Source organism: Gluconobacter potus (assembly GCF_015244705.1).
Taxonomy (GTDB): Bacteria; Pseudomonadota; Alphaproteobacteria; order Acetobacterales; family Acetobacteraceae; genus Gluconobacter; species Gluconobacter potus.
In genome coordinates this window covers 103,397-127,211 of the sequence record NZ_JABCQF010000005.1, presented here as the reverse complement: position 1 = coordinate 127,211, position 23,815 = coordinate 103,397, and the positions used below count along the sequence as shown (strand labels likewise).

Here is a 23,815-nt window from a genome sequence, read left to right as displayed (position 1 = left end):
AAAGCCCATGAAGGGCATCATCCTCGCCGGCGGTTCGGGCACACGCCTGTATCCGATGACGATGGCAGCCTCCAAGCAGCTCCTGCCGGTCTATGACAAGCCGATGATCTACTATCCCCTTTCCACGCTGATGCTGGCGGGAATCCGGGACATCATGATCATCACAACCCCGCATGACATGCCACAGTTCCAGCGCCTGCTGGGCGATGGCTCCCAGTTCGGCGTCACCTTTGAATACCGCGTCCAGCCGTCGCCGGACGGCCTGGCGCAGGCGTTCCTGATCGCCGAAGACTGGATCCAGGGTGCTCCCTGTGCCCTGGCGCTGGGCGACAACCTGATCTTCTCCGAACATCTGGGCGTTCTTCTGCGTGCCGCGTCGAACCGTCCGCAGGGTGCCACGGTCTTCGCCTATCAGGTCCGCGATCCCGAGCGTTACGGCGTGGTCTCCTTTGACGAGAGCGGCCGGGCCCTGAAGGTCGAGGAAAAGCCGACCCATCCGGAATCCCACTGGGCCATCACGGGCCTGTATTTCTACGACAACCGCGTCGTGGACTTCGCCAAGAAGGTGAAGCCCAGCGCCCGCGGCGAGCTGGAAATCACCGACCTCAACCGCATGTATCTCGAAGAAGGCACTCTTCAGGTGGACCGTCTGGGCCGCGGCTGTGCCTGGCTCGATGCCGGCATGCCCGACAGCCTGATGCAGGCCGGAACCTTCGTACAGACCATCCAGTCCCGTCAGGGCATGCTGGTTGGCTCCCCCGCCGAAGTCGCATTCCGCAACAAATTCATCACCGCCGACCAGCTCCGCGAACACGCAAAGGAAATGGGCAAGACCGAACTCGGTCGCCTGCTGCGGGAACTGGCCGACAGCTGATTTCTTCATACGGTTCCGGTTTCCTGCATCTTTTTGCAGCCGGAGCCGTTTTTTCGTGACCAATTTTCACGACCCCATCTTCAAAACAGGGATTTTCAGAGCATGAAAGTCGAACGTCTTTCCATTCCAGAGGTCATTCTCGTCACGCCTCCCCGTTTTGGTGACAATCGCGGCTTCTTCTCCGAAACCTACAATGTGGAGCGCATGGGCGAAGCCGGTATCGACCTGCCTTTCGTTCAGGACAACCAGAGCCTGTCGCGGCAGAAAGGCGTCGTTCGCGGCCTGCACTGCCAGCTTGCGCCTTACGAGCAGGGCAAGCTCGTACGCGTCACGCGGGGCGCCATCTGGGACGTGGCCGTCGACGCCCGCACGGGCTCGCCGACCTATGGCAAATGGTGCGCCGCCGAACTCTCCGCCGAAAACTGGTCCCAGCTCTGGATTCCGCCCGGCTTCCTGCACGGTTTTGTCACGCTCGAAGAGAACACCGAAGTGCAGTACAAATGCACCTCGCTCTACAGCAAGGTCTCCGAACGCGCCGTCATCTGGAACTGCCCGGAACTGAAGATCGACTGGCCCGTTTCCGAAGCTGACGCCATCCTGTCCGACAAGGACAAGGTCGCACCGCATTTTGCAGAAGCCAAGGGCTGGTTCTCGTACGAAAAGTGAGCATGACGATGTCCAGCACAGGTCCCATTCTCGTCACGGGCGGCAACGGCCAGCTTGCGACGTCCCTTCAGAATCTCGGCAATGAGCGCATCATCCGCGTCGGCCGTCCGGAATTCGATTTCGACCGCCCGGAAACCATTGCCGCCACGGTCGAAAAGTACAAGCCGTCAGTCGTCATGAACGCAGCCGCCTGGACGGCCGTCGATCTGGCCGAAACCGAGAAGGATGGCGCCGAACGCGCCAATAATTCCGGCCCGGCAGCGCTGGCCGCAGCCTGCGCCGAGGCGGACATCCCGTTCATCCACGTCTCGACGGACTATGTCTTCTCCGGTGACAAGGGCTCGCCCTATACCGAAGAGGACGCCACCTCTCCCGAGACGGTCTATGGCAGCACCAAGGCCGAAGGCGAGCAGGCCGTCCTGACCGCCAACATCAAGAGCATCATCCTGCGCACGTCCTGGGTCTATTCGGCCCACGGCAAGAACTTCGTGCGCACCATGATCAATGCGGGCGCCAAAAACCCCGTGCTCAAGGTCGTCGGCGACCAGAAAGGCAACCCGACCAGTTCGGACGATCTGGCCGAAGCTATTCTTGCCATCATCGCCCTGATCGAGCGCGATGGCTGGAAGCCAGAATATCGCGGCATTTTCCACGCCAGCGGAACGGGTGAGACCACATGGCACGGCTTGGCCGTCGCCGCGCTGGAAGAAGCCGCAAAGCATGGCCAGACCATGCCGCAGGTCAACGCCATCAGAACCGAGGACTGGCCTACCCCGGCCAAACGCCCGCAGGACTCCCGGATGGACAATTCAAAGCTGCATCGCGTTTTCGGCGTAAAAATGCCAGACTGGCGCCACAGCGTGACGCGTATCGTCCACAAGCTGTTTTCTGAAGCCTGACCGCCTGTTGCCCTCTCCCGGCGGGAGGGCAACCGACCATCACATTCTCTGCCGTTGCGTCCGAATGATTCCCTTTTCCTTTCTTTCGGCCTCATGCCCAGGTGCCGAAACATGACACAGAAAAGGGCCGAATCTTCCCGTCAGGTCGCCATTCTCCTGTCGCTCTACAATGGCGAAACCTATCTGGACGCCCAGCTTGCCAGCATCCTGGCCCAGACCCATCCTGACTGGACGCTCTACTGGCGCGATGACGCCTCGACCGATCTTTCACGCGACCGGATGCGCGCCTTTGCCGAAGGCCCCGGAAAGGGCCGCTGCGTCGAAATCACGACCCGCCACGGCCGCCTGGGCGTCGCAGGTTCCTACGCGCATCTGCTCGACGCCATCCCCGACACGACCTATGTCGCCTTCGCCGATCAGGACGACATCTGGGAACCGCAGAAGGTGGAATGGGCCCTCGATGCCGTCAGCCGTCGCCCGGCCGAAAAGCCGACCCTGTATTGCGCCCGGCAGTATCTGACAGACGCGGATCTCGTCATTTTCCAGGAATCCGCCCCCCTGCGCCGCAGACCCGATTTTCCGGCTTCCCTGACGCAGAACATCGCCACCGGCCACACCATCCTGCTGAACGCCGCAACCCACAGCCTGATGCGGAACACGCCGCCCCCGCCTTCGGTCCTGCATGACTGGTGGGCCTATCTCCTGACAGCCGCGGCCGGCGGAGAGGTCATCTTCGACAACCGCTGCGTCAGCTACTACCGGCAGCACGCCCACAACACCGTTGGTGCAACCGGTTCCTTCATCAGACGCGCCTGGGCCGCCTGCCGCCGCGGCCCGAAGGTCTTCATGACGATCTTCCACTCCAACGTGACGCATCTGCTGAACCGTCCGGAAAACCTGTCCGCTCCGGCCCGGCGCCTGCTGACGGACATCGCAGCCGCCCGCACATTCCGCGCCCGACTGCACACGCTTTTCAGATATCCGTCCCTCCGGCGACAGCGGTTCTCCGAAACCACCGTCTTCCGGATCTGGTATCTGCTCTCACGCTAGATCCAGATAACGCCGCATGGCCTCCATGAACGGGCCGTCCTGCTCCAGACTGAACGGCCGCGCTGCGTCGTAGTCATAGACCGTCCCCGCCGGGCGCGTGGCTTTTTCAGGATCTTCGGAGGCATAGCGCGGAACGATATGGGTGTGCAGGGACGGCGCCAGATTGCACCAGGTCTCGTAATTGATCCGCACCGCATCGGTGACGGCCAGCAGCGCATCCCCGACCGCCGCCATATCCGCGAGATACTGCGTGCGAGCCTCGCCCTGAAGATCATTGATCGTCGGCACGACCGGATCGGCCAGAAGCTGGCAATAGCCCGGCAGAGGCTGCGTCTGACCAATCACCAGCCAGCCCGATTTCATACGCCCGATAACAGAAGGGTTGCTGCCACACCGTGCGGCAGCAACCCTTTGTGCGATAACATCCGTCATGGTCAGTTCCCCTTCTGCATGAAGGGGAAAGCGTATCATGCAGCGGCTTCGGCGTCCCCGTCATCGCTCTGCACGATCCGGGTATTTCCCGGCGTCGGACGGAAGCGCTTTTCAATCAGCGCCTCTTCGATGTCCTCAAGCGACGCACCAGCCGTTTCCGGCACGAAGAAGAACACGAAGACCACGGATGCCAGGTTCACGAACGCATAGAACCACATCGTCCAGCTCAGCCCGATGGCTTCAGCCATGCTCAGCGCCGTGCTGGTCACCAGCAGATCGGCCCCCCACAGCGTCGCGGCATGCAGCGATGTCGCCTGTCCACGCATCGACAGCGGGAACATCTCGGCCCCCAGCAGCCAGCCGCAGACCTGGATTCCGCCGGAATTGAACATCATGAACAGCAGCAGAAACACGACAATCATGTAGGCGCCCACGCTGCCCGGAGCCGGATGGCTCAGGAACATCACGCCAAGCCCGACCAGCGACAGAGCCGCACCCGGTCCCATGATGAGCATCAGGCGACGACGACCGATCCGGTCCACGAACATGCAGCCCAGGAACGTCATGATGCAGTAGATCACCGCCACACCCAGCGACGCCAGAAGCGCGGACGACGTGCCAAAGCCTGCATCGTTCAGGAAGGTCGGCGTATAGTAGATCATCATTTCCAGACCGCCGCACTGCGTGAAGAACGCAACGCCAAGGGCGGCCACGAGCGCCGGGCGAACCCAGGGCTGGAACAGACCGCGCCAGCCACGGTTTTTAGGATCGATCCCTTCCGCATTCTCGCGGATGGTCTGCACCTCGCGGCGGATGGCCCGCTTGGTCGTGCGGATCCGGCCGAGCTGGATGATGGCACTCTTCATGCCCTCGTTCTCAGCAGCCCAGCGCGGGCTCTTGGGCATGAAGAACATCGAGACGAACACGATGGCCGCCGGAATGGCCGCAACACCGACCATCGGCCGCCAGCCCCAGTTCACACGCTCCGTAAAGCCGATGATGTTGGCGATCAGAATGCCCAGACCGATGGCCACGTTGAACATCGTGACCAGCGTGCCACGACGCTCCTGCGGCGCCAGCTCGGAAATATACATCGGCACGACCTGCGTCGAACCCCCAACTGCCAGCCCCAACACGAAGCGCGAAGCGATCAGGCTCCACACATCCGGCGCCAGCGAACAGGCCGTCGCCCCAGCCACGAACAGACCACTCACCATGCAGGTGGTGTTCCGCCGTCCGTATTTTTCCGACAGACCGCCAGCAACAAAAGCACCGAAAATCGCCCCCAGCAGAATGGCGGACGCGACACTTTCCTTCATGGTGGCACCCAGGCGGAAATCATCGCCGATCAGCGGCAGCGTGCCGGAGATGATGCCCGTGTCATAGCCATAGAGACCACCGCAGATCGCGGCGACCACAGCGGCCAGAATCAGCATCAGCTTGGCGTTTGGAGAAACTTCGATGGACGCGGGATCGATGTGATCCCGTCCGGTTCGGACTGTTTTCGTATCGTTTTCCATAGTGAGATAACATATCACAAAACGAATGGTTTTTCAGGCCCGGCAGAAAACCGCCACAAATTGGTCCGAAAACACGATCAGGATTGACTATGACACCCGAAGACCGTCAGGATACGCCTTATGCAGACACCTGACACAACCAATGATGTTCCGGTTATCGGCACGAAAGCGCTGATCATCATGCATGTGATGCTGGTCGCATTCATCATGCTGATCCATTTCAGGCTGTCCGGCCTTACAGACTTCTGAACCGCCGCCACAGATCGGCCAGCGCGTAGGACAGGGCGGCTCCAAGCCCGATCCAGAACGGCACGGGCGCGTCCGTCACCCAGGACAGCATCAGCCCGCCCCATGACAGCCCCAGCGCCAGCCCGACCGAAAGCGCAATCCCGGCCAGCGGCCCCAGCCCGAGCTTTAGCGCCGTCGCAGCCGGCCCGATCATCAGACTGAACGCCAGAAGCGCCCCGGCCACTTCCGCACAGGCCGCACAGGCCAGCGCCGCCACGGCCATGAACACGACCGAGACCAGCCGCGCCGGCACACCCCGCGCCCGCGCCACTTCCGGCGCCAGACTGGCAAACAGCAGCCGCCGCCCCAGAAACGCCAGCAGCCCCAGACACAGCACGGCCACGCCGCACAGCGCCTCCAGCGTCCGCATGTCGATCCCGAGCACATCGCCGAACAGAAGCGTCGTCGCGAGGCTGGAACCCCGGTTGCTCATATGCAGGAACCAAGCCCCAAGCCCCAGACTGGCCGCCAGAACAAGCCCGATCGTGCTGTCGCGCTGGGCCGGAACACCGCGCTCCCCTTCGCGCTCGGCCCCGATGGCAAACCCGGCCATCAGACTGAACACCACCATCCCCGACAGCGGCGGAAAGCCGAGCCACACCGCCCCGGCCGCCCCGCTGAACCCGATATGGGACAGCGCATGGGCGGCAAACGCCTGACGCCGCAGCATCAGGAACCAGCCAACCGTCCCCGCCAGAACCGACACGACCGCCGCGCCCACAAAGGCATGGCGCATGAAATCAAACTCGAACATGCAGCTCCCCGTCCGCAAGCTGCACAACGCGCGTCACGGCCCCGGCCAGCGCTTCCGTCTCATGCGACGTCAGGACAATCCCGATCCCCAGACGCTCCGTCAGATCCATCAGCAGCCGCACCGTCTGCTCCTGCCCCGCCTGATCGAGCGCCGCCAGAGGCTCATCCAGCAGCAGCAGATCCGGCTTTCCCGCCAGAGCCTGCGCCAGACCCACCCGCTGCCGCTCCCCTCCGGACAACAGCCCGAGCGGACGATGCGCAAACGCCGAAGCCCCCGTCAGCGCCAGAAGCCGGTCCGCTTCCTCACGCCGTGGCCGCAGACGCAGCGGCAGCCCCCAGCGCAACCCGTCCACCGCCGCCCGCACATGACTGACTGCCGGAAGCAGCAGCGCCGCATCCGTCACACTCTGCGGCATGTAACCGATATGCTGCCGCGCCTGCGCCGGTGGCAGACCATGGGTGAGGATCTCACCGCCCTGAAGCGGAATCAGCCCCAGCATCGCCCGCAGCAGCGTGGACTTCCCGGCCCCGTTGCGCCCGGACAGAAGCGTCATCCCCGAAAGCGGCACCGTCAGCGAGGCATCGCGCAACACGCAGGTCGATCCCGCGGTGAGCGTCACATCCCGCAGGACCAGCCCGCGTTCCGGCTGACAGCAGACTCTTTTAGCGTCCACCATCACCCATCGCCTGATCCACCGTCTGAAGAATGCCATGAACCCAGCCCTGCCAGGACTGACCCGGCGGCAGCGTCTCGCCAATCGCCACGACCGGCAGCCCCACCGCCTGCGCCCGATCCACCAGCCGGTCGATCTGCGGGGAATGAATGGCCGGATTGGTAATCAGCATCCGCACCTTGCGCCCGTCAACCAGCGTATCAACCTGCGCCACATCCCGGGGCGACGGCTCCGCATGGTTCATGATCGCCAGCGCAAAACTCTCATCCACGACATCCAGCCCCGCATCCCGGAGCAGCGTCTCCCCAACCGGCTCGACGGCCGCCACAGGCACGGACTCATGACGCGCCTTCATCGCGGCCAGACGGGCTTTCACACCGTCGAGTTCCTTCAGGAACGCCCCCAGCCGCGCGTCCACATCCGATGCCGAAATCCCCGGCTGATGCGCCAGCATGTCCGCAAAAACATGCGCGACTTTTCCTACCGCTTCAGGATCAAGAAAAAGATGCGGATTATCGCCGGGCTGCCATCCGGCAATCCCCGCCACCACGATCTTTCCGGGCACGGACGCCGCAAACGGCAGCGCCCAGTCATCATAGGTCGCGCCGTTCACCACCGCGATCGTCGCCCCCGCCATGGCCCGCGCCATGGAAGGCGACGGCGTCAGGTCATGCGGATCAATCCCCGGTGTCGCGAGAAGGGCATGGGTCTGAACATCTGCCCCACCGATCTGCGCCGCCACATCGCACCACGCCGCTTCCGCACACACGACGGATACCGGAGTTCGGGAAGGCCCGGCCTGAGCAGCGGCCAAACCGCTCCCAAGGCTGCCCAGTATCAGGCCAGCCAGCAGAAAAGCCAGGAAACAGCGCATCATTTTCCTCGGGAAAGCGTCATGGGTGTAGCGTTATAAAGTAACACATCCCGCCTGACCACCTCACCAGAGCCCCTCACCCCTGACGCAGATAGAGCGCCGCCGCCGCGGCCACCACCTTACGCTGATAATCCAGATTGAGCGGCAGCGTCCGGGAATGATAATCCCCGATGGCCTTCATCAGATTGCCATGCTCGTCATCCAGCGCCCTGCGCAGGATCATGGCCGCCGCCGCGATGTTGAAACACGGATCAAGCGCCAGTCGCGCCGCAACCTGCGGCACCGGCTGATGAATCATGGACGCAATGGGCAAAATCCAGCGCGAATTGATCTGCATGAGCCCGATATCAACCGACCCGTCCGTATTCGTGCTGACATGCCCCATCGTTCCGCCCTCGACCCGCTGGATCGCAGGCAGGATGCGCGGCGGCAGCCGGTAATGCAGGGCCGAAGCCAGCATGCAGGCCAGCAGACTAGCAGCCATGGTTGCGGACGAAACGCTGTTGAATCATGGTCCTGACCCTAGCATCGGACGCCCGCGCCTGCCATCCTGAACACCTCACGATGACCGCACAGGACAGGAGGACAAGCGTGCAGGACACATCCGCGACCCTGACACTGGACGCGCTCGGCATTTCCTATGAACGCCATGTCTATGACTACGATCCCTCGGCGGGAAAACTCGGCGTGGCCGCCGCAGCAGCACTCGGCCTGTCGCCGGACCACGTCCTCAAGACACTGATGGTCCAGATCGACGGACGACCCGCCTGCGTCGTGCTGCCCGCGGACCGCGAACTGGATTTCGCCCGCGTGGCGCAGGCTTTCGGAGGCCGCAAAGCCAAGATGCTGTCGCGCCCCGACGCCGAACAGCGCACCGGCTACCGCATCGGCGGTGTCAGCCCCTTCGGCCAGCGCAGCACCGTCCCCACCGCCTTCGAGCAATGCGGCATGGACGGCCCACCCGTCGTCATCAACGGCGGAAACCAGGGCCTGCTGATCGCACTTTCCCCAGAAGACGCCCTGACCGCGACGAACGGCATCACGGCCGATCTGGTCAAACCGCTTTAAGCGGCGCCATACCCGTCCGGATGGTCCACACGCCAGCGCAGGGCCGTCTCGACGATATCATCGAGACGGCTGAAACGCGGGTCCCACCCCGTTTCCCGACGGATCTCGGTAGAATCCGCCACCAGAACGGCCGGATCGCCTCCACGTCGTGGCGCCCATTCCCAGGGCACCTTCCGGCCACTGACACGCTCGACACTCTGGACAACTTCCAGATTGGTAAAACCCAGCCCATTGCCCAGATTATAGGTCACAGACCGCTGATCGAGCTGGCTCATGACCCGGATATGCGCATCGGCAAGATCGGCCACATGGATATAATCGCGCACACAGGTGCCATCACGCGTCGGATAATCGTTTCCGAACAGCTTCAGCCCGGGACGACGCCCAAGAGCAGCATCAATCGTCAGCGGAATCAGATGCGTCTCCGGCCGGTGATCCTCCCCAAGACGTCCCTGCGCATCCGCACCCGCCGCGTTGAAATACCGCAGACACGCACTCTTCATGCCGCAGATCCGGTCCGCCCACACAAGGGCCCGCTCGATCAGATACTTGCTCTCGCCATAAGGCGATCCCGGATCAATCGGAGCTTCAGCCGAAATAAGCGGCATCTGCTCTTCGCCACCAAACAGCGCCGCTGTCGATGGAAAGACAAAACGCGTCACGCCATGCCGCGTGCAGGCCTCGATCAGGTTCAGGGACGTGATGTAATTATGTCTCAGATACAGGAAAGGCTGCCGCATGCTCTCGCCAACGATCGAGAGAGCCGCAAAATGCAGCACCGCATCCCACCGCCCTGACGACACCGCGCGGTCCGTCGCTTCCACATCCGCCAGATCAACATGCAGGAATTCCGCACCCTGCGGCACGGCAGCACGATGACCCGTGCTCAGATTGTCCAGAACGACAACGTCATGCCCGGCATCCACCAGAGCCTGCGCCAGATGACTGCCGACAAACCCGGCGCCACCCGTCACGAGATACTTCACTGATCCAGCTGTCCTTTTCCCGGAAATATTCCAGCCTGCCCCGTCAGAACCACGACAGACCGGAACATCCCATTCAGATCAAAGAAGATTCTTCGCGCGGCTGAGAACCATGTTGCACATTTTCTGCTTCATCTGCCCCTTCAGGCTCGACAGCGAGAACGCGTTGCTGCCCCCCGTCAGAAGCTGCCCCTGCTGACCGGCCGTATAGTCGCTGGACGACGTCACGCCCTGCTTGCCGGTCAGGCTGCTCAGGGCCGAGGTCGCGCCGCTGCCGCTCAGATAATTGTTCTGCACACAGTAACTCAGAACACCGGCGACATTGCCCGTGCTGGCGGAAGAAATGTTCGGAAGCATGCTGCTCATCATGCCGGTGCCACCCGTCATGCCACTCATGCCCGACATGCCGCTCATGGCATTGCCCGCGCTGCCAACGCCCGGGATGGACTGGGCATGAGCCGAAGACACGACAAGGCCAGCTGCCGCAAGAACCGCGAAAATACCGTTTGAGTAACGCACCGTATTTCTCCTTCAGAGAACGTTCAGGGCAGCACCTGCCAGAAGTCGGAAACCGTCGCTGCCAGAATCATACCGACCCGGGGTCACGCTAACATAGCTGGACAGCAGGTCCACCCTTGCCGCTTCAGCAGAACTCCCGCGCCGCGCCATAGATATGATAAAGTGAACTGGCTGGCACGTCCGAAACGCTCGCCTTTCCGGATGCATCAAACCGGTCGATCCACACAGCACGCGTGCTGTCGGGGATGAACGTCCCGAAGAAATGCTCCGTCAGGCCCCGCAGGATCTCCGGCCTCTCGTTTCGGCAGACCAGCAGGCGGCACAGCTCGGTCTGCGGCCAGATCCGCGTCGCGTTTTCCAGGGAGCGTCCATCATCCGCAATGGCATCCCGCACTGCGGGTCCCTGCACCCCCGACATCACTCCATGACGCATCCCGAACGCGAACAGCCCATCCGCAGCCTGCCGGATCGCCCCGGCGTCCTGCGCCCCAGGATTCAGACGCAGATAATCCCCCAGCAGCCAGGACCATTCGAACAGATGCCCCGGCTCCGCCCGGTTTTCCCCCGCAGCCGCCACAGGCCGCCAGTCCGGCCCGAACTCCTCGGGCAACACTCCGGACCCCGGCTGGATCAGCCGCTCCAGCGCCAGACGCACCAGAGCCGTCGCCTCATCCAGATAAAAGCTGTCTCCCGATACCTCGAACAGCACCAGAAACGCCTCAAGCAGATGCATGTGCGGGTTCTGATGCCGCACAGCTCCCGTAACCCCCGGTGCCGTCAGCGACACTTCATCCAGAAACCCGCCATGCTCCGCCGCGAAGATCTGGTGAAGCTCCACAACCGTCTGCCGCGCCACCGCGAGGAAATCCGGGTTGCCGCTCAACCGGTAAGCCCAGCCATAAGCAAAGAGAATGAAGGCATGCGCATAAAGATCGCGCTGCGTCCCGACCGGCGACCCGTCAGGCGCCACGGAAAAGATCCATCCCGCCTGCCCGTCCCGGTGCCGGTAAAGCCGCTCGACTTCTTCCAGACATGCCAGCGCCTGCGCCGAAGCGTCATGCAGCCCGTCCAGCGCAGCCCGACAGAATGTCGAGATCTGCCGCGCCTGCACCATCAGGCGCGAGGCGGGCAGAACCAGCGGTTCTCCGGAAAATGTCAGTCGCTCATGATAAAGGCGCCGCCCGCGATCAAACCCGACGCCGCTCCATGCCGGCAGCACCGTACGCGTGAGCCAGTCGCTCCACAGCGCCCGCTGGTCAGCATCCATGAAGGTGGGCAAGGGGGCGTGTCGCGTTCCGGTCAGCATCCGACTGCCGTATGAGAGCTGAACGCCCGCGTCAACAGATCGCGAGCTGCTACGGCGGAGCTGAAACAGAAAATCCAGATTTTCAGGAAAAAGGGAAACTGGTGGAGCCAATCGGGATCGAACCGACGACCTCCTGAATGCCATTCAGGCGCTCTCCCAACTGAGCTATGGCCCCACATGTTTCAAGCGGCCCCTTTGGGACGGGGCCGGATGAGGGCGGTATATCGTCATGATTTCGCCCTGACAAGCCTGAAAAACAGATTTTTTAGGCCGCAAGGACCTTCAGTTCCCGCAGTTCCTCCAGGAGTGGCAACAGCGGCAGACCCATCACGGCATCCTGAGCGCCCTCGACAGCCGAAAAAAGCTGTATCCCCGGGCCTTCAAGCCGATACGCCCCCACACAGGACAGGATCGCCGGCCCTTCCCGCTCCAGATAGGCCTTCAGAAAGTCGTCAGAGAAATCCCGCATCGTCAGCCGCGGCGACGCCAGATGCTCCCAGACCTTCTCGCCCCCCTTATAGAGAACGACAGCCGTGCGCAGGACATGCGTCCGCCCCCGCAACCGGCGCAGATGCTCCGCCGCCTCGGCCACAGACCCCGGCTTGGCAAACGCCACCCCGTCCAGATCAAGGATCTGGTCTGCCGCGACCGTCAGTTCATCAAAGCCCACATCCCGCGTCGCAAGATTGGCTTTCGCATCTGCCAGCGCGATGGCCGTTTGGGAAAACGTATGCCCCTGCTCTTCGCAGGATCGCCGCAGCGCCTCCTCGTCGAGATCGACCGGTCTGGCCTGCACGGCGAGACCCGCATTTTCGAGCAGCATGCGCCGGGCTGAAGAGCCGCTGGCAAGAATGAGGGAAGTACTGAAAGACATCATGAAGTACGACTCCGTACTATCGACTGTTGGAACAGGGACGAGTACTGCGGATCACCCGGTGAAGAGATTGCGTCAGTACTGGGGTACATGGGGATAGTACCTGCCCTTGCGAAAGGAGTACCGAGTACCGTGGATTGTACGGTACACCAGCCGGAACTGGGGGTTGTACACAGGCTCTCTGTGGGCAATTCGGGATTGAATCAACGACTCCCTTGCAAAGTGCGGCTTCCGGAGTTGTACACAGTGTGAGTAAGACGGGGTACATTTTCAGAAAGCCGGGTACCCCGGTATCCACAGGGATCATCTTAACCTCCAGCATTTCTTTCTTTTTTCTTTTATGATTAGTGGGCGGCATGATTTCGGAAAACGCACCTTCCTCACCCTCGTCGAAACCGCTTCTGCGGGCCCTCCGTGGTGAAGCCATCTGGCCGCCTCCGGTCTGGCTCATGCGTCAGGCAGGCCGATATCTCCCCGAATTCCGCGCCATGCGGGACAGGGCCGACTTCCTGACCCGGTGCATGACCCCGGACATGGCCACCGAGCTGACGATCCAGCCGATCCGCCGCTACGGCATGGACGGCGCCATCCTGTTTTCCGACATCCTGATCTTGCCCTGGGCCATGGGTCAGTCCCTTGAATTCATTGACGGACGCGGCCCCGTGCTCGGTGCCATCCGCTCCGAAGCCGACCTCGCCAGACTGGACCCGAAGCGCGTACAGGACGCCGTCGCACCCGTGCGGGAGACCTTGTCCCGCCTCACAAAAGAGCTTCCGGACGTCACCACGCTTCTGGGCTTCGCAGGCAGTCCGTTCACGGTGTCCTGCTACATGGTTGAGGGCGGCGGATCGCGGGATTTCGCCGAAACCCGCCGCATGATGCAGACCAACCCGGCCCTGTTCGATCGCCTGATCGATACCCTGACCTCGAGTACCGCCGAAATGCTCTGCGGCCAGATCGAAGCCGGTGCGGAAGCCGTGATGCTGTTCGATTCCTGGGCCGGAATCCTGCCGCCTTCCGCTTTCCGCCGCTACGTGATCGAGCCGACGCGCCAGATCGTCGAGTACATCCGCGCCCGGCATCCCAAAACCCCGATCATCGGTTTCCCGCGTCTCGGCGGCATCATGGTCCGCGAATATGCGCAGAAAACCGGCGTCAACACGCTCGCTCTCGACACCGTCGCCGACCCGGTCCAGATCTCCGAGCTGGTCTCCGAAGTCCGCCCCGGCCTGACGCTTCAGGGCAACATGGATCCGATGATCCTGTTCTCCGGCGGCGAGACAATGATCCGCGAAGCCCAAGCCATCCGGGACGCGATGCGCGGAAAACCGCATGTTTTCAACCTCGGACACGGCGTCATGCAGCATACGCCACCTGAAAACGTGGCGGCCCTCGTCGAGGCGGTACGCTCGGTATGACAACCGCCCTGGACCCGGCAGGCCAGCTGAAACTGGTCATTTTCGACTGCGATGGCGTTCTCGTGGACAGCGAAGGCCCGTCCTGCCGGGCCACGGCGGAATTCGCCCGCTCCAAGGGGCTGTCCATTTCGGATGACGAGGCGCATAAGCGTTTTGCAGGCAAGGCCCTGCCGCAGATCGTGATGGAACTCGAGCAGGAACTTGGGCATTCCCTGCCAGACGAAACGGCATTCAGACTGCGCGAAAATCTCGTACAGATGATGCGAAAAAGCGCAGAACCCGTAAGCGGAGCGCTCGAAATGCTGGCAGGCGTTCGGGCTTTGGGAATGCCGGTTCGCGTTGGCTCCAATTCTTCCGTCCGGGAGATGGAAGCCAAGTTCGATCGCACCGGAATGTCGCAGTATTTCCCCGAAAACCGCATTCATTCCGCCAATGACATGGGCTGCCCCAAACCTGCTCCGGACGTCTATCTGTACGCCGCAAAGGCCGAGGGTGTCCTGCCAGAAAACTGTGTCGTCATCGAAGACAGTAATACCGGTGCGGAAGCGGCCTGGAAGGCCGGCATGGCCTGTGTGCTTCTTCGCCCCGAGGATGTGCCCCTGCCCCCGTTCTGGCCCGTCAAAGGCTCCGTCCGCATCACGCATCTGGACGAGCTGGTACCGCTGCTCCGCCGGACGCTGGAAAGCCAGAAACACGCATGACCGACTTTCTCGCGACCTATCAGAGCTGGATCCTGTCCCTGCACATCATGGCGTTCATCGCCTGGATGGCCGGGACGTTCTATCTGCCGCGCCTGTATGTCTATCACTGCCAAGTGGTACCGGGCTCTGCCGAGAGCGAGCGGTTCAAGGTCATGGAGCGCAAGCTCCTGCGCCAGATCATGACCCCGGCCATGATCGTGACCTTCCTCGCCGGCGGCGCGCTGGCCTCCATTCCCGGCCTGATCGACTGGAATGCCGGCTGGTGGTGGACAAAGCTGATCTGCGTCCTGGGGCTCGCCGGTTTCCACGGGGCCTGCGGGGCCTGGCGTCGCGCCTTCGCCGAAGACCGTAACCAGCACCCGGAAAAGTTCTACCGGATCGCCAACGAGGTCCCCACGATCCTGATGATGATCATCGTCATCATGATCATCGTCCGCCCCTGAGAAAGATCCCGAATAAAAGTTTTTGGTGAAGCTTTTTCCAAAAAGCTTCAAGGAACGTCACCTTTTTGAAAAAAGGCGACACCCAAAAACTTTTATTTGTCTCAGAGTAGGCCGTATTTCACGCCCGTCATCTGTTCGGAGACGGTCCACAGACGTGATGCCAACTCCGGATCATGCGCCAGAGCAGGCAATCCAGCAATCCCTGGCACGCCCCGGCGCTCTCCCGGACCCTGCGGCCCGTAATAGCCGCCGTCACGCGCTTCCGGACTGGCCAGCGCATAAAGCAGCGGCCAGGCGCCTTCTTCGACCGTCTGGCCCATGGCGTGAAACACCGGCCCGGCCACACGCCGCGCCAGCCCCCGCATGAACCGCGCCGCCTTGTTGGCGGACTGATCCAGACTGCCGTTATTGGCCACGATATCGCTCGCCGCCCAGCCCGGATGCGCGGCCCGCGAATGGATGGGCCAGGGCGCCTTGAGCGCCCGGCGGTTCAGCTCCAGCGCAAACAGCAGATTGCACAGCTTGCTCTGCCGGTAACGCACCATCGGATTATACGAATGCCGCGCGTTCAGATCACCGAACGGGATTTCTCCCTTCAGTGCCGCCAGAGACGCCACCGTCATGACCGTCGCACTTCCCGCCGCCAGCAGAGGCAGCAGCCGCCCCGTCAGTGCAAAATGCCCGAGATGATTGGTCCCGAACTGAAGCTCGAACCCGTCCTTCGTCGTCAGCCGCGTAGCCGGCCCCATGACCCCGGCATTGTTCGCCAGAAGATGGATCGGCTCGCCCCGGCTGCGCATGGCAGACGCAAAGGCCTCGATCCCGGCCAGTGACGCCAGATCCAGCAGCTCGAACCGTGCCTTCACGAACGGCACCCGCTCATGCAGCCGCGCCAGAGCCGCCTGCCCCTTGTCATGATTGCGCCCGCTCAGAAGGATCGCGGCGCCCTGCTTTGCCAGCCCGCAGGCAACCTCGAAGCCCAGACCCCCCGTTGATCCGGTGATGAGTGCCGTCTTCCCATCCAGACGCTCAAGGGAATCCGTGGACCATGCGGGTGTGGCGGTCTGTGTCATCGGGTCTGTCCTTCCAGTGTGGGTCAGCTCGGTTTCGTCTCTGCGTGGGCCTCGTCGCGTTTTTCATCCGCTTCGGCTTCCTTGAGGGCTTCATCCGTCAGGCGCTTCTCGTTCTTCTTGAGAAAGATGAGCCCCCCGATCAGACAGCTCACCCCCAGAATGGCCATGACCACACCCACGGGCCCCGAAATCTTCTCGATCTGCCGGCCCAGTTCATAGGTCACGAAGGCATAGCCTCCCGCCCAGCAGATGCCGCCCATCGCATTGAAGAACAGAAACGAATGCCAGGGCATCCGGTTCGCTCCGGCCAGCAGCGCCACAAACACGCGCAGCACTGCGATGAAGCGTCCGAGAAACACGACGATCCCGCCATGCTTGCGGAACAGATACCGCCCCAGCATCAGCCGCTCTTCCGTCATGCCGACCTTGTGGCCGTGCTTTTTCAGAATGCTGTAACCGAAGTGATGGCCGATCAGATACCCGATATTGTCGCCCATGATGGCGCCAAGCACGGCGGCCAGAGCGATCCAGCGGATTTCCAGATGATGGGTACTGCCCGCATAGAGCGAGGCTGCGATGATGACGCTTTCCGCCGGAAGGGGAAGGCCCATGCTCTCGAACATGACAATGACGCCCACGACGCCGTAGCCGTAATGCACCAGCATGTGGTCGAGAAAATGACTGAGGTGAAACAGTGTCCTGGTCCCGTTCAAGCTGTGGCGGAAAGGAAGGCCGCCGGTTACGATACTACGTCATCGGAGACAGGATGAAAAATGACGACATCGCCTTCCCCCACAGTTTCCCCCCGCGCTCCCGCCTCCGCCTCCGGAAATTGGCCGTCCTGGGTCACGCCCGAACTCGTGGCCGGCCGCACCCTGTCCTTCTCCGAACTGCGCACGGCTGGAAACTGGATCGTCTGGCTCGAAAGCCGCCCGGATGAACAGGGCCGCTCCGTCATCACCGCCCGCGACCCCGAAGACCAGATCCGCGACCTGATCCCGCCCGGATATTCGGTCGGCACCCGCGTCCACGAATATGGCGGCGGGGCCTGGGATGTCCGCCTGAAAGACGGCACCCCGCAGGTCGTCTTCAGCGACCGCAAACTCGGCGGACTCTGGTTCAGCGACGGCATCACCGCCACGCAATGGGCGCAGGCGGGCGAAAACCCCGAACACCGCTACGCCGACCTGACCTTCGACCCTGTCTCCAATGCCGTCTTCTGCGTGCGAGAAAGCTATGGCGAAGGCACGCCCGTCGCGACCCTCGTCCATATTCAGCCCGACGGCCGCGAAACCGTGCTGGCCGAAGGCGCGGATTTCTACGCCGCCCCCCGCCCCTCATCCGACGGACGTTTCCTCGCCTGGTTCAGCTGGAACGATCCCGCCATGCCCTGGACCGTCACAACCCTCTCCGTCGCACCCTTCGACCGCACAACCGGCACACTCGGCCCCGTCACTGACCTGACCGGCCCGGAACAATGCAGCATCATCGAACCCTGCTGGTCCCCCGATGGCACGCTCTACGCCACGTCCGACGCCTCAGGCCGCTGGACTCCTATCCGCTTTTCCCATGACACCACAGGCTGGCACTCGCACAGCCTCGATGGCGCCAACGCCGAAATCGGCCTGCCGCACTGGGTCTTCGGTCAACGCACCATGGCTCCGCTGCGCGGAAACAGACTGCTGGCCCTCGGCATCCGCCACGGCCTCAACCACGTCCTGCTGGAAGACAACGGCCGCTGGACCGAGCTTGCGCTCGGCAGCCCCGTCAACGTCCCTGAACCTCTCGAAGACGGACGCTTCGCCTGGATCGACGCCCCGTCCGACGCGCCCGCCGCCATCGCCGTCGACCGTCCCGGCGAGCCCTGTGACCGCTTCCGCACCAGCGTCACGCTCCCGCACGGTGTCACGAAAGCCGATATCGCAACCCCCACCCCACTGACCTTCCCGACCGCCAACGGCGCCGAAGCCCACGCGCTTTTCTACGCTCCCGCCAGCAGCACCAGCGCGTTGCAGGATGGCGAAAAACCACCGCTCGTCGTCATGGCCCATGGCGGCCCGACCGGCCGTGCCAACCCGTCCTTCGCTTTCAAGGTGCAGTGGTGGACGTCGCGCGGTTTTGCCGTCCTCGACGTTAATTACCGCGGCTCAACCGGCTTCGGCCGCGCCTATCGCGAAGCCTTGGACGGTCAGTGGGGCGTCGCAGACATCGAAGACTGCCTCGCTGGCGTGCAGGCCGTGCTCGACCGCGGTCTTGCCGATCCCGCCCGCTGCGTCATCCGTGGCAGCAGCGCCGGCGGCCTGACCGTTCTCAGCGCCTTGGCCCAGTCAGACCTCTTTGCGGCCGGAACCTCCCTCTACGGCGTCACCGATCTGCGCGCCCTCGCCGAAGAAACGCACAAGTTTGAAGCCCGCTATCTGGACGGCCTGATCGGCCCATACCCCGAAGACGAGGCCGTGTATCTGAAACGTTCTCCCATCACGCAGGCCGAGGGAATTACCGTTCCCGTCCTGTTCCTGCACGGCGGCGCAGACAGGGTCGTCCCCCTCTCACAGGCGGAATCCATGCGCACAAAACTCGAACATTCCGCCCTGCACGTCTATCCGGAGGAAGCCCACGGCTTCCGCGCCCGCGACACCATAGAAGACGCCCTGCAAAGAGAACTCGCCTTCTATCAAAAGGTTTTCGGTCAATAATTTTCAGACTGGTTCTTCATGACGCAGGGGCGGGCGTCCCTGCATAGCCCCGGAAAATCAGTCGTCCGAAAGCCCGAACTGGCTGGGATAAGGCATCGCATTCCGGCCGAGCTTCTTCTTTTTCCACTCTGCCAGCGCGCGATCATATTCAACATGACGCAGCGCGAACTGCAGCGCTTCCACATGCCGCTCGTTCTCGGGATCCATCAGGTTCCGGCGCCACCCCGCCGCGATCAGCCAGTATTCCCCGGCCAGCCGCCAGTCTCCGGCCGCATGATGCTCCAGCGCCAGCCGCTCAAGCCCATGATACTTGTTCTTCGGATTGGCGAGTGCCTCCGGCGTGAGGATGAAATCATCCCCTTTCCAGAGAAAATTCGATTTCATGTAGGGAAACTGCCGGGTCATGACCCCCGGATCCCCGAAATGCTCCTTGATGAGCATCGGAACCAGCCTGTCGTAAGACCTACGCCATTCGCACTGCACAGACCGTTCCCCTGAAAACAGCATTGAAGAGTGCCGCTTCTATAACGGGCGGCTTCACCAGAGTCGATTTCGCCGACTGGACCAGAACACATCAAAAGCAGGATCTGGTGTGGGTTAATCACATTATAAGTGTTATATATAAATAATTATGTGTTATAATGAAATATATCACCAGTTATAAAAGAAAATACTCGCCATTCCGGAAACGGGTTTGAATTTCCATAATACTTCTTCTAAGAAGCCTCACCGCAATTACTGGTGCCCTGTCTCAGGACTGCACGCTTTCTCTTTTATCCTTCAGAATCCCAGAGTCTCATGGACACCAAAACCCTCTTCTCCGGAATGGCCCTGGCCTTCGGAGCATACTCCGCGTTCGCCATCAGCGATGCCTTTTCCAAACTGCTGGACGGGAGTCTCGACCCCTTCGAGGTTGCGTTTTTTGGCGGGGTGTTCGGGTTTCTCATCCTTCCCTTCATTCGCAAACCGACTGAATCCTATCTCGACATCGTGCGTCCGAAGCTTCGTGGCATGTGGCTCCTGCGGGCCGTCTGCGTCTTCGTGGCCACGGCTGCCAGCGTCAAAGCATTCATGCTGCTCTCGATGCCCGAGGCGTTGTCGATCATCTTCCTGATGCCGTTGTTTGTCACGATCCTGTCCGTCGTGCTGCTCAAGGAGAAAGTGACATTCTGGGCCTGGCTCGCCGTCGCCCTGGGTTTTGCGGGCGTCCTGATCGTCCTGCGCCCCGGTGTGCGCCCTCTTAATCTGGGCCATCTGTGCGCCCTCATGGCAGCCTGCGCCAATGCGGGCAGCGTGATCGCCTACCGCATCGCCAGCAAAGAAACCGTCCGGCTGTCGCTTTTCGGATCGAGCCTGATGGGCGCCCTGGTTGGAAACGGCCTTCTGATGATCGCCCACGCCACATGGCCATCCAGCACAAAGATCTGGTTCTACCTGTTCGGATACGGCTTCCTGGCCGCGCTCGGACAGCTCTGCATGATGCTCGCCACCGCCAGGGCCCCGGCCAACCGCGTCGCCCTGCCGCAATACAGCCAGATGGCCTGGGGCGTTGCGCTGAGCTATTTCCTCTTCAAACAGCCGCTCGACGGCTGGACCTTTGTCGGCATCGCGGTCCTGACAGCATCAGGCATGCTGAACTGGATCCGTCAGCGCATCCGCTACGAGAAAATGGCAATGAAAGAGCGTCTCGAACGTCTCAAGGCGCGCAAAATCGCCAAGGGCAACCACAAAGCCGCAAAGAAAACGCCTCTCTCCGCACAATAAAGGCAGGTCCCGTCGCTGCGGATCCGGGCCAGAACACTGGTCTCAAAGACGCAGCGGCAACCCCGACGCCCCGCTTACGGTTGCATAATCCCCGGCTCCAGCTTCCGGATCACCCGGAACGCCGTCACCACCGCCAGACTGCCAAACAGCACCACGCCCAGCGACTGCCCGACCAGAATTCCGACCGGCCCGTAAGCCGACCCAAACCACACGAACGGAATGGTCCCCAGCGTCGCCCGGCCCCAGTTAAAGCCCGTGGAATAGAACGGGTGCCCCAGATTGTTGAACGCCGTATTGGCCACGAACAGCAGTCCGACGAACATGTAGCTCAGCACCAGCCAGCAGCAGAACAGCCGCACGATGTCCACGCCCACACCCTGAAGCTCGAAAAGCTGGATGATGTAACTGTGCGTCGCCGCCAGGATCAGCCAGGTCACGCCCACACACAGCGCCGTCAGCTTGAGTGCCGCCAGCAGCGCCTCCTGCACGCGATGGATCTGCCGCGCGCCGAGGTTCTGCGCCATGATCGGTCCCACTGATCCCGTCAGCGCGAACACCAGCGAAAACGCCACCGGCACGATCCGGTCAATCGTCGCCTGCCCGGACACGGCATTGAGCCCGAACCGCGCCATAGCATGCGTCACGAACAGTGCCCCCGTCGGCGTCGCCAGATTGGTCGCAATCGCCGGCACTGCAATCCCGCCAATCAATCGTGTGGATGGCCCGAACGCCGACCGTTCCGGCCATTCCAGCATGGCGTGACCGCGAAGATTCAGAAATCCGCTCGCCGTAATGGCCAGCCGCGCCAGAACCGTGCTGATGGCCGCGCCCTCAAGCCCCAGATGCAGCCCGAAAATCATGACCGGATCCAGACAGGCTGAAACGACGGCACCGGTCAGCGTCACCCGCATCGAGCGCTTGGCATCCCCGACCGCCCGCAGTAGCGATGACAGCGCCATCCCCATACAGACCAGCGGCAACGCCGGCGAGACGATATGCAGGAACGTCGCCGCATGCTGCTGCGCCTCGCCATGCGCGCCGAGCAACCCGAGCAGAGGCATCGCGAACGTTGCTGTCAGCAGCCCCAACACCGCGGTAATCGCCACCATGACCACCAGAAATGCCGAGGCCATCCGCCGTGCTTCGGCATGCTGCCGCGCCCCGATCAGACGTCCCGTGCAGGCCCCGAGCCCGATCGTCATGCCAATGGAAACCGACACCTGCACATAGCTGACCGCCGTCGCAAACGCGATCGCCGCCGTCAGCGTCTTGTCATGCAGATGGGAAATATAGCCGTAATTGAGCAGATCGACGGCAAAGACCGCCATCAGCCCGATGGCTCCCGTCCCGGCCATGGTCACGACATGACGCATGATGCTGCCATGAACGAATCTGGCGGGTCTGACCGGAGAATCGTCAGGAATACTGGGCTTTTTCGGGTCGTCGTCTGGCTGGGGCATGCCCACCCATCATGCCCCGTCCGGAACCGGAGAACCAGAGGCCACCGGCGTTTTTTCGCCCCCATGCTCTATCGTTACGGCCCGCGAATCCAGCGCCTGCAACGGCGAATCCGTCCTTTTCGGGCTTGTAAGGACTTCCTTAATATCCGTCGTGGAATCCTTGGCCGTGATGCTCGGGCATACGACCCGCAGCCTGTTCCATGTCCGGGAGTATGCCATGTCCTCGATCATCAACGCGGTTTATACCGCCGTCAGCGGTCTGAACGCCCAGTCCCACGCCTTCACCGACCTGTCCAACAATATCGCCAACAGCCAGACCACCGGTTACAAGGCGACAACGACCAGCTTCGAGGACTACGTCACCAACAACGATCTTGCCACTGATGGTTCGGCCCTGAGCGACAGCGTGGAAGCCACCACCCAGCAGCATACCGATACGCAGGGCATGGTGACGACTTCCACCAACACGACGGCGCTGGCCATTTCAGGTAATGGCTTTTTCAACGTCGTGCAGGCGACGGGCCAGAGCAACGACAGCTCCCCTGTTCTCGGATCGCAGCAGTATTACACGCGAAATGGTGACTTTTCGCAGGACAAGAATGGCTATCTGGTCAACACGTCCGGCTATTACCTCGAAGGATACAACGTCAATTCCTCGACCGGGGCCCTGAGCACGTCTCTCGCTCCCATTCAGGTTCCTTCCACGATCGCGTTCCAGCCAACCGAAAGCACGAAGCTGACCGTCACGGGGCAGATCGGCAGCAGTGCCACCTCCACGGGTGGAACCAGCACCACCACGGCCACGGCCTATGACAGTTCCGGCAAGGCCCAGACCGTCAGCCTCACCTGGAACCAGGTCGATGCCACGACCTGGACTGTCAGCAACACCAGTGATCCGACCAACAGCGCAACTGTAACCTTTGATTCCTCGACGGGCGCCATTTCGTCAGTCAATGGACAGAGTCAGGCCTCCGGCTCCGCAGCCACCTTCGAATATGACGGTTCGCCTCAGGACATGACCGTGAGCCTGGGAACAGTCGGCAGCACGAGCGGCATCAGCATCGCCACGGACGGTTCTACCCCGACGGGCGCCACCATGACGTCTGACAGCGTCACCAGCGGGACCTTCTCAGGCATTTCCATGGAATCCGATGGTTCGGTCATGGCCACTTTCGACAACGGATATTCCCAGCTGGTCGCCAAGATCCCGCTGACGACCTTTGCTGATCCGAATGGCCTGGCTGCACAGGACGGGCAGGCCTATACTGCCACGTCACAGTCCGGTAGCCCGCAAATCAACACCGTCAACACCAATGGCGCGGGCACCCTCACCACGGGCTCCATCGAGGAATCCACCTCCGATCTGACTGGGGACCTCAGCAAGCTGATCGTGGCGCAGCAGGCTTATGGCGCGAACACCAAGGTCGTCTCCACGGCCGACCAGCTTCTTCAGACAACCTTGGCGATGATCCAGTAAGCG

26 protein-coding genes and 1 tRNA gene are annotated in these 23,815 nt (G+C 62.1%); 12 read left to right on the top strand and 15 right to left on the bottom strand.

Annotated features, from left to right (window positions below; genetic code table 11):
* Positions 1–7 precede the first annotated feature (7 nt).
* The 4 genes from rfbA to HKD31_RS09775 all read left to right on the top strand — a co-directional run bounded on the left by rfbA (position 8) and on the right by HKD31_RS09775 (position 3,489).
* The gene (gene rfbA / locus HKD31_RS09790; RefSeq protein ID WP_194264946.1) at positions 8–874 is read left to right on the top strand and encodes a glucose-1-phosphate thymidylyltransferase RfbA; all 867 of its coding nucleotides are present in this window, start codon (positions 8–10) and stop codon (positions 872–874) included.
* 102 nt (positions 875–976) lie between these two features.
* Entirely contained in the window at positions 977–1,540 is a 564-nt protein-coding gene (gene rfbC / locus HKD31_RS09785; protein ID WP_194264902.1) for a dTDP-4-dehydrorhamnose 3,5-epimerase, read from the top strand.
* An 8-nt stretch (positions 1,541–1,548) separates the two neighbouring features.
* Positions 1,549–2,439: a dTDP-4-dehydrorhamnose reductase gene (rfbD, locus tag HKD31_RS09780; RefSeq protein ID WP_228120485.1), complete on the top strand. Its 891-nt coding sequence runs from the start codon at positions 1,549–1,551 to the stop codon at positions 2,437–2,439.
* Between the two features lie 111 nt (positions 2,440–2,550).
* Positions 2,551–3,489, top strand: a complete 939-nt coding sequence (locus HKD31_RS09775; protein ID WP_194264900.1) for a glycosyltransferase — start codon at positions 2,551–2,553, stop codon at positions 3,487–3,489.
* Here the strand turns inward: HKD31_RS09775 and HKD31_RS09770 are convergent.
* Entirely contained in the window at positions 3,481–3,921 is a 441-nt protein-coding gene (locus HKD31_RS09770; protein WP_194264945.1) for an HIT family protein, read from the bottom strand. The two genes, HKD31_RS09775 and HKD31_RS09770, sit on opposite strands and share 9 nt — an antisense overlap.
* Before the next feature lie 35 nt (positions 3,922–3,956).
* A complete protein-coding gene (locus tag HKD31_RS09765) occupies positions 3,957–5,441 on the bottom strand; it encodes a sugar porter family MFS transporter (RefSeq protein ID WP_194264899.1) in 1,485 nt (494 codons plus the stop codon).
* Positions 5,442–5,561: 120 nt separating this feature from the next.
* On the opposite strand from HKD31_RS09765, the gene HKD31_RS16260 reads away from it, so the two are divergent.
* A complete protein-coding gene (locus HKD31_RS16260) occupies positions 5,562–5,690 on the top strand; it encodes a hypothetical protein (protein WP_255520127.1) in 129 nt (42 codons plus the stop codon).
* On the opposite strand, the gene HKD31_RS09760 is transcribed toward HKD31_RS16260, so the two are convergent.
* From HKD31_RS09760 to HKD31_RS09745, 4 genes are all read right to left on the bottom strand, one after another.
* Positions 5,677–6,483 carry a metal ABC transporter permease gene (locus HKD31_RS09760; RefSeq protein ID WP_194264898.1) on the bottom strand — a complete coding sequence of 269 codons (807 nt, stop codon included), beginning with the start codon at positions 6,481–6,483 and terminating at the stop codon, positions 5,677–5,679. The two genes, HKD31_RS16260 and HKD31_RS09760, sit on opposite strands and share 14 nt — an antisense overlap.
* On the bottom strand, positions 6,470–7,159 hold the full coding sequence (locus tag HKD31_RS09755) for an ATP-binding cassette domain-containing protein (protein ID WP_194264897.1): 690 nt from the start codon (positions 7,157–7,159) through the stop codon (positions 6,470–6,472). Before HKD31_RS09755 ends, HKD31_RS09760 begins: the two co-directional genes overlap by 14 nt.
* The gene (locus HKD31_RS09750; RefSeq protein ID WP_228120461.1) at positions 7,146–8,033 is read right to left on the bottom strand and encodes a metal ABC transporter solute-binding protein, Zn/Mn family; all 888 of its coding nucleotides are present in this window, start codon (positions 8,031–8,033) and stop codon (positions 7,146–7,148) included. Before HKD31_RS09750 ends, HKD31_RS09755 begins: the two co-directional genes overlap by 14 nt.
* Before the next feature lie 73 nt (positions 8,034–8,106).
* Positions 8,107–8,514 carry a lytic transglycosylase domain-containing protein gene (locus tag HKD31_RS09745; RefSeq protein WP_011252605.1) on the bottom strand — a complete coding sequence of 136 codons (408 nt, stop codon included), beginning with the start codon at positions 8,512–8,514 and terminating at the stop codon, positions 8,107–8,109.
* A gap of 80 nt (positions 8,515–8,594) precedes the next feature.
* On the opposite strand from HKD31_RS09745, the gene HKD31_RS09740 reads away from it, so the two are divergent.
* Entirely contained in the window at positions 8,595–9,098 is a 504-nt protein-coding gene (locus HKD31_RS09740; RefSeq protein ID WP_370543919.1) for a YbaK/EbsC family protein, read from the top strand.
* Here the strand turns inward: HKD31_RS09740 and galE are convergent.
* The 5 genes from galE to HKD31_RS09715 all read right to left on the bottom strand — a co-directional run bounded on the left by galE (position 9,095) and on the right by HKD31_RS09715 (position 12,783).
* Positions 9,095–10,084 (bottom strand): UDP-glucose 4-epimerase GalE, encoded by a 990-nt coding sequence (galE, locus tag HKD31_RS09735; RefSeq protein ID WP_194264895.1) that lies wholly within the window; start codon positions 10,082–10,084, stop codon positions 9,095–9,097. The two genes, HKD31_RS09740 and galE, sit on opposite strands and share 4 nt — an antisense overlap.
* Positions 10,085–10,162: 78 nt before the next feature.
* Positions 10,163–10,600 (bottom strand): YjjA family protein, encoded by a 438-nt coding sequence (locus HKD31_RS16305; protein WP_231100531.1) that lies wholly within the window; start codon positions 10,598–10,600, stop codon positions 10,163–10,165.
* Positions 10,601–10,724: 124 nt separating this feature from the next.
* Complete coding sequence (locus HKD31_RS09725; RefSeq protein ID WP_228120458.1) at positions 10,725–11,879, bottom strand: AGE family epimerase/isomerase; 1,155 nt, start codon at positions 11,877–11,879, stop codon at positions 10,725–10,727.
* Between the two features lie 126 nt (positions 11,880–12,005).
* A tRNA-Ala gene (locus tag HKD31_RS09720) sits at positions 12,006–12,081 on the bottom strand.
* 90 nt (positions 12,082–12,171) lie between these two features.
* Complete coding sequence (locus tag HKD31_RS09715; RefSeq protein ID WP_194264894.1) at positions 12,172–12,783, bottom strand: Maf family protein; 612 nt, start codon at positions 12,781–12,783, stop codon at positions 12,172–12,174.
* 353 nt (positions 12,784–13,136) lie between these two features.
* Between HKD31_RS09715 and hemE the strand changes: the two genes are divergently transcribed.
* From hemE to hemJ, 3 genes are read left to right on the top strand one after another with little or no spacing between them, the layout of a single operon-like run.
* Positions 13,137–14,198, top strand: a complete 1,062-nt coding sequence (gene hemE / locus HKD31_RS09710; RefSeq protein WP_194264893.1) for a uroporphyrinogen decarboxylase — start codon at positions 13,137–13,139, stop codon at positions 14,196–14,198.
* Positions 14,195–14,899: an HAD family hydrolase gene (locus HKD31_RS09705; RefSeq protein ID WP_194264892.1), complete on the top strand. Its 705-nt coding sequence runs from the start codon at positions 14,195–14,197 to the stop codon at positions 14,897–14,899. The genes hemE and HKD31_RS09705 overlap by 4 nt, the downstream gene beginning before the upstream one ends.
* Positions 14,896–15,342: a protoporphyrinogen oxidase HemJ gene (hemJ, locus tag HKD31_RS09700; RefSeq protein WP_011252598.1), complete on the top strand. Its 447-nt coding sequence runs from the start codon at positions 14,896–14,898 to the stop codon at positions 15,340–15,342. The genes HKD31_RS09705 and hemJ overlap by 4 nt, the downstream gene beginning before the upstream one ends.
* A 101-nt stretch (positions 15,343–15,443) precedes the next feature.
* On the opposite strand, the gene HKD31_RS09695 is transcribed toward hemJ, so the two are convergent.
* Together HKD31_RS09695 and HKD31_RS09690 are read right to left on the bottom strand one after the other, a co-directional pair.
* Positions 15,444–16,415 (bottom strand): SDR family oxidoreductase, encoded by a 972-nt coding sequence (locus HKD31_RS09695; protein ID WP_194264891.1) that lies wholly within the window; start codon positions 16,413–16,415, stop codon positions 15,444–15,446.
* Between the two features lie 23 nt (positions 16,416–16,438).
* Complete coding sequence (locus HKD31_RS09690) at positions 16,439–17,038, bottom strand: DedA family protein (protein ID WP_194264942.1); 600 nt, start codon at positions 17,036–17,038, stop codon at positions 16,439–16,441.
* A gap of 150 nt (positions 17,039–17,188) precedes the next feature.
* Here HKD31_RS09690 and HKD31_RS09685 point away from each other — a divergent pair, with 150 nt between their 5' ends.
* Entirely contained in the window at positions 17,189–19,111 is a 1,923-nt protein-coding gene (locus HKD31_RS09685) for a S9 family peptidase (protein ID WP_194264890.1), read from the top strand.
* Between the two features lie 57 nt (positions 19,112–19,168).
* Here HKD31_RS09685 and HKD31_RS09680 read toward each other — a convergent pair whose 3' ends face one another.
* Positions 19,169–19,516, bottom strand: a complete 348-nt coding sequence (locus HKD31_RS09680; RefSeq protein ID WP_062495208.1) for a hypothetical protein — start codon at positions 19,514–19,516, stop codon at positions 19,169–19,171.
* Positions 19,517–19,909: 393 nt separating this feature from the next.
* On the opposite strand from HKD31_RS09680, the gene HKD31_RS09675 reads away from it, so the two are divergent.
* Complete coding sequence (locus HKD31_RS09675; protein WP_228120456.1) at positions 19,910–20,875, top strand: DMT family transporter; 966 nt, start codon at positions 19,910–19,912, stop codon at positions 20,873–20,875.
* A 74-nt stretch (positions 20,876–20,949) separates the two neighbouring features.
* Here HKD31_RS09675 and HKD31_RS09670 read toward each other — a convergent pair whose 3' ends face one another.
* Positions 20,950–22,335 (bottom strand): MATE family efflux transporter, encoded by a 1,386-nt coding sequence (locus tag HKD31_RS09670; protein ID WP_228120454.1) that lies wholly within the window; start codon positions 22,333–22,335, stop codon positions 20,950–20,952.
* Between the two features lie 169 nt (positions 22,336–22,504).
* Between HKD31_RS09670 and flgE the strand changes: the two genes are divergently transcribed.
* The gene (gene flgE / locus HKD31_RS09665) at positions 22,505–23,812 is read left to right on the top strand and encodes a flagellar hook protein FlgE (protein WP_228120477.1); all 1,308 of its coding nucleotides are present in this window, start codon (positions 22,505–22,507) and stop codon (positions 23,810–23,812) included.
* Positions 23,813–23,815 lie beyond the last annotated feature (3 nt).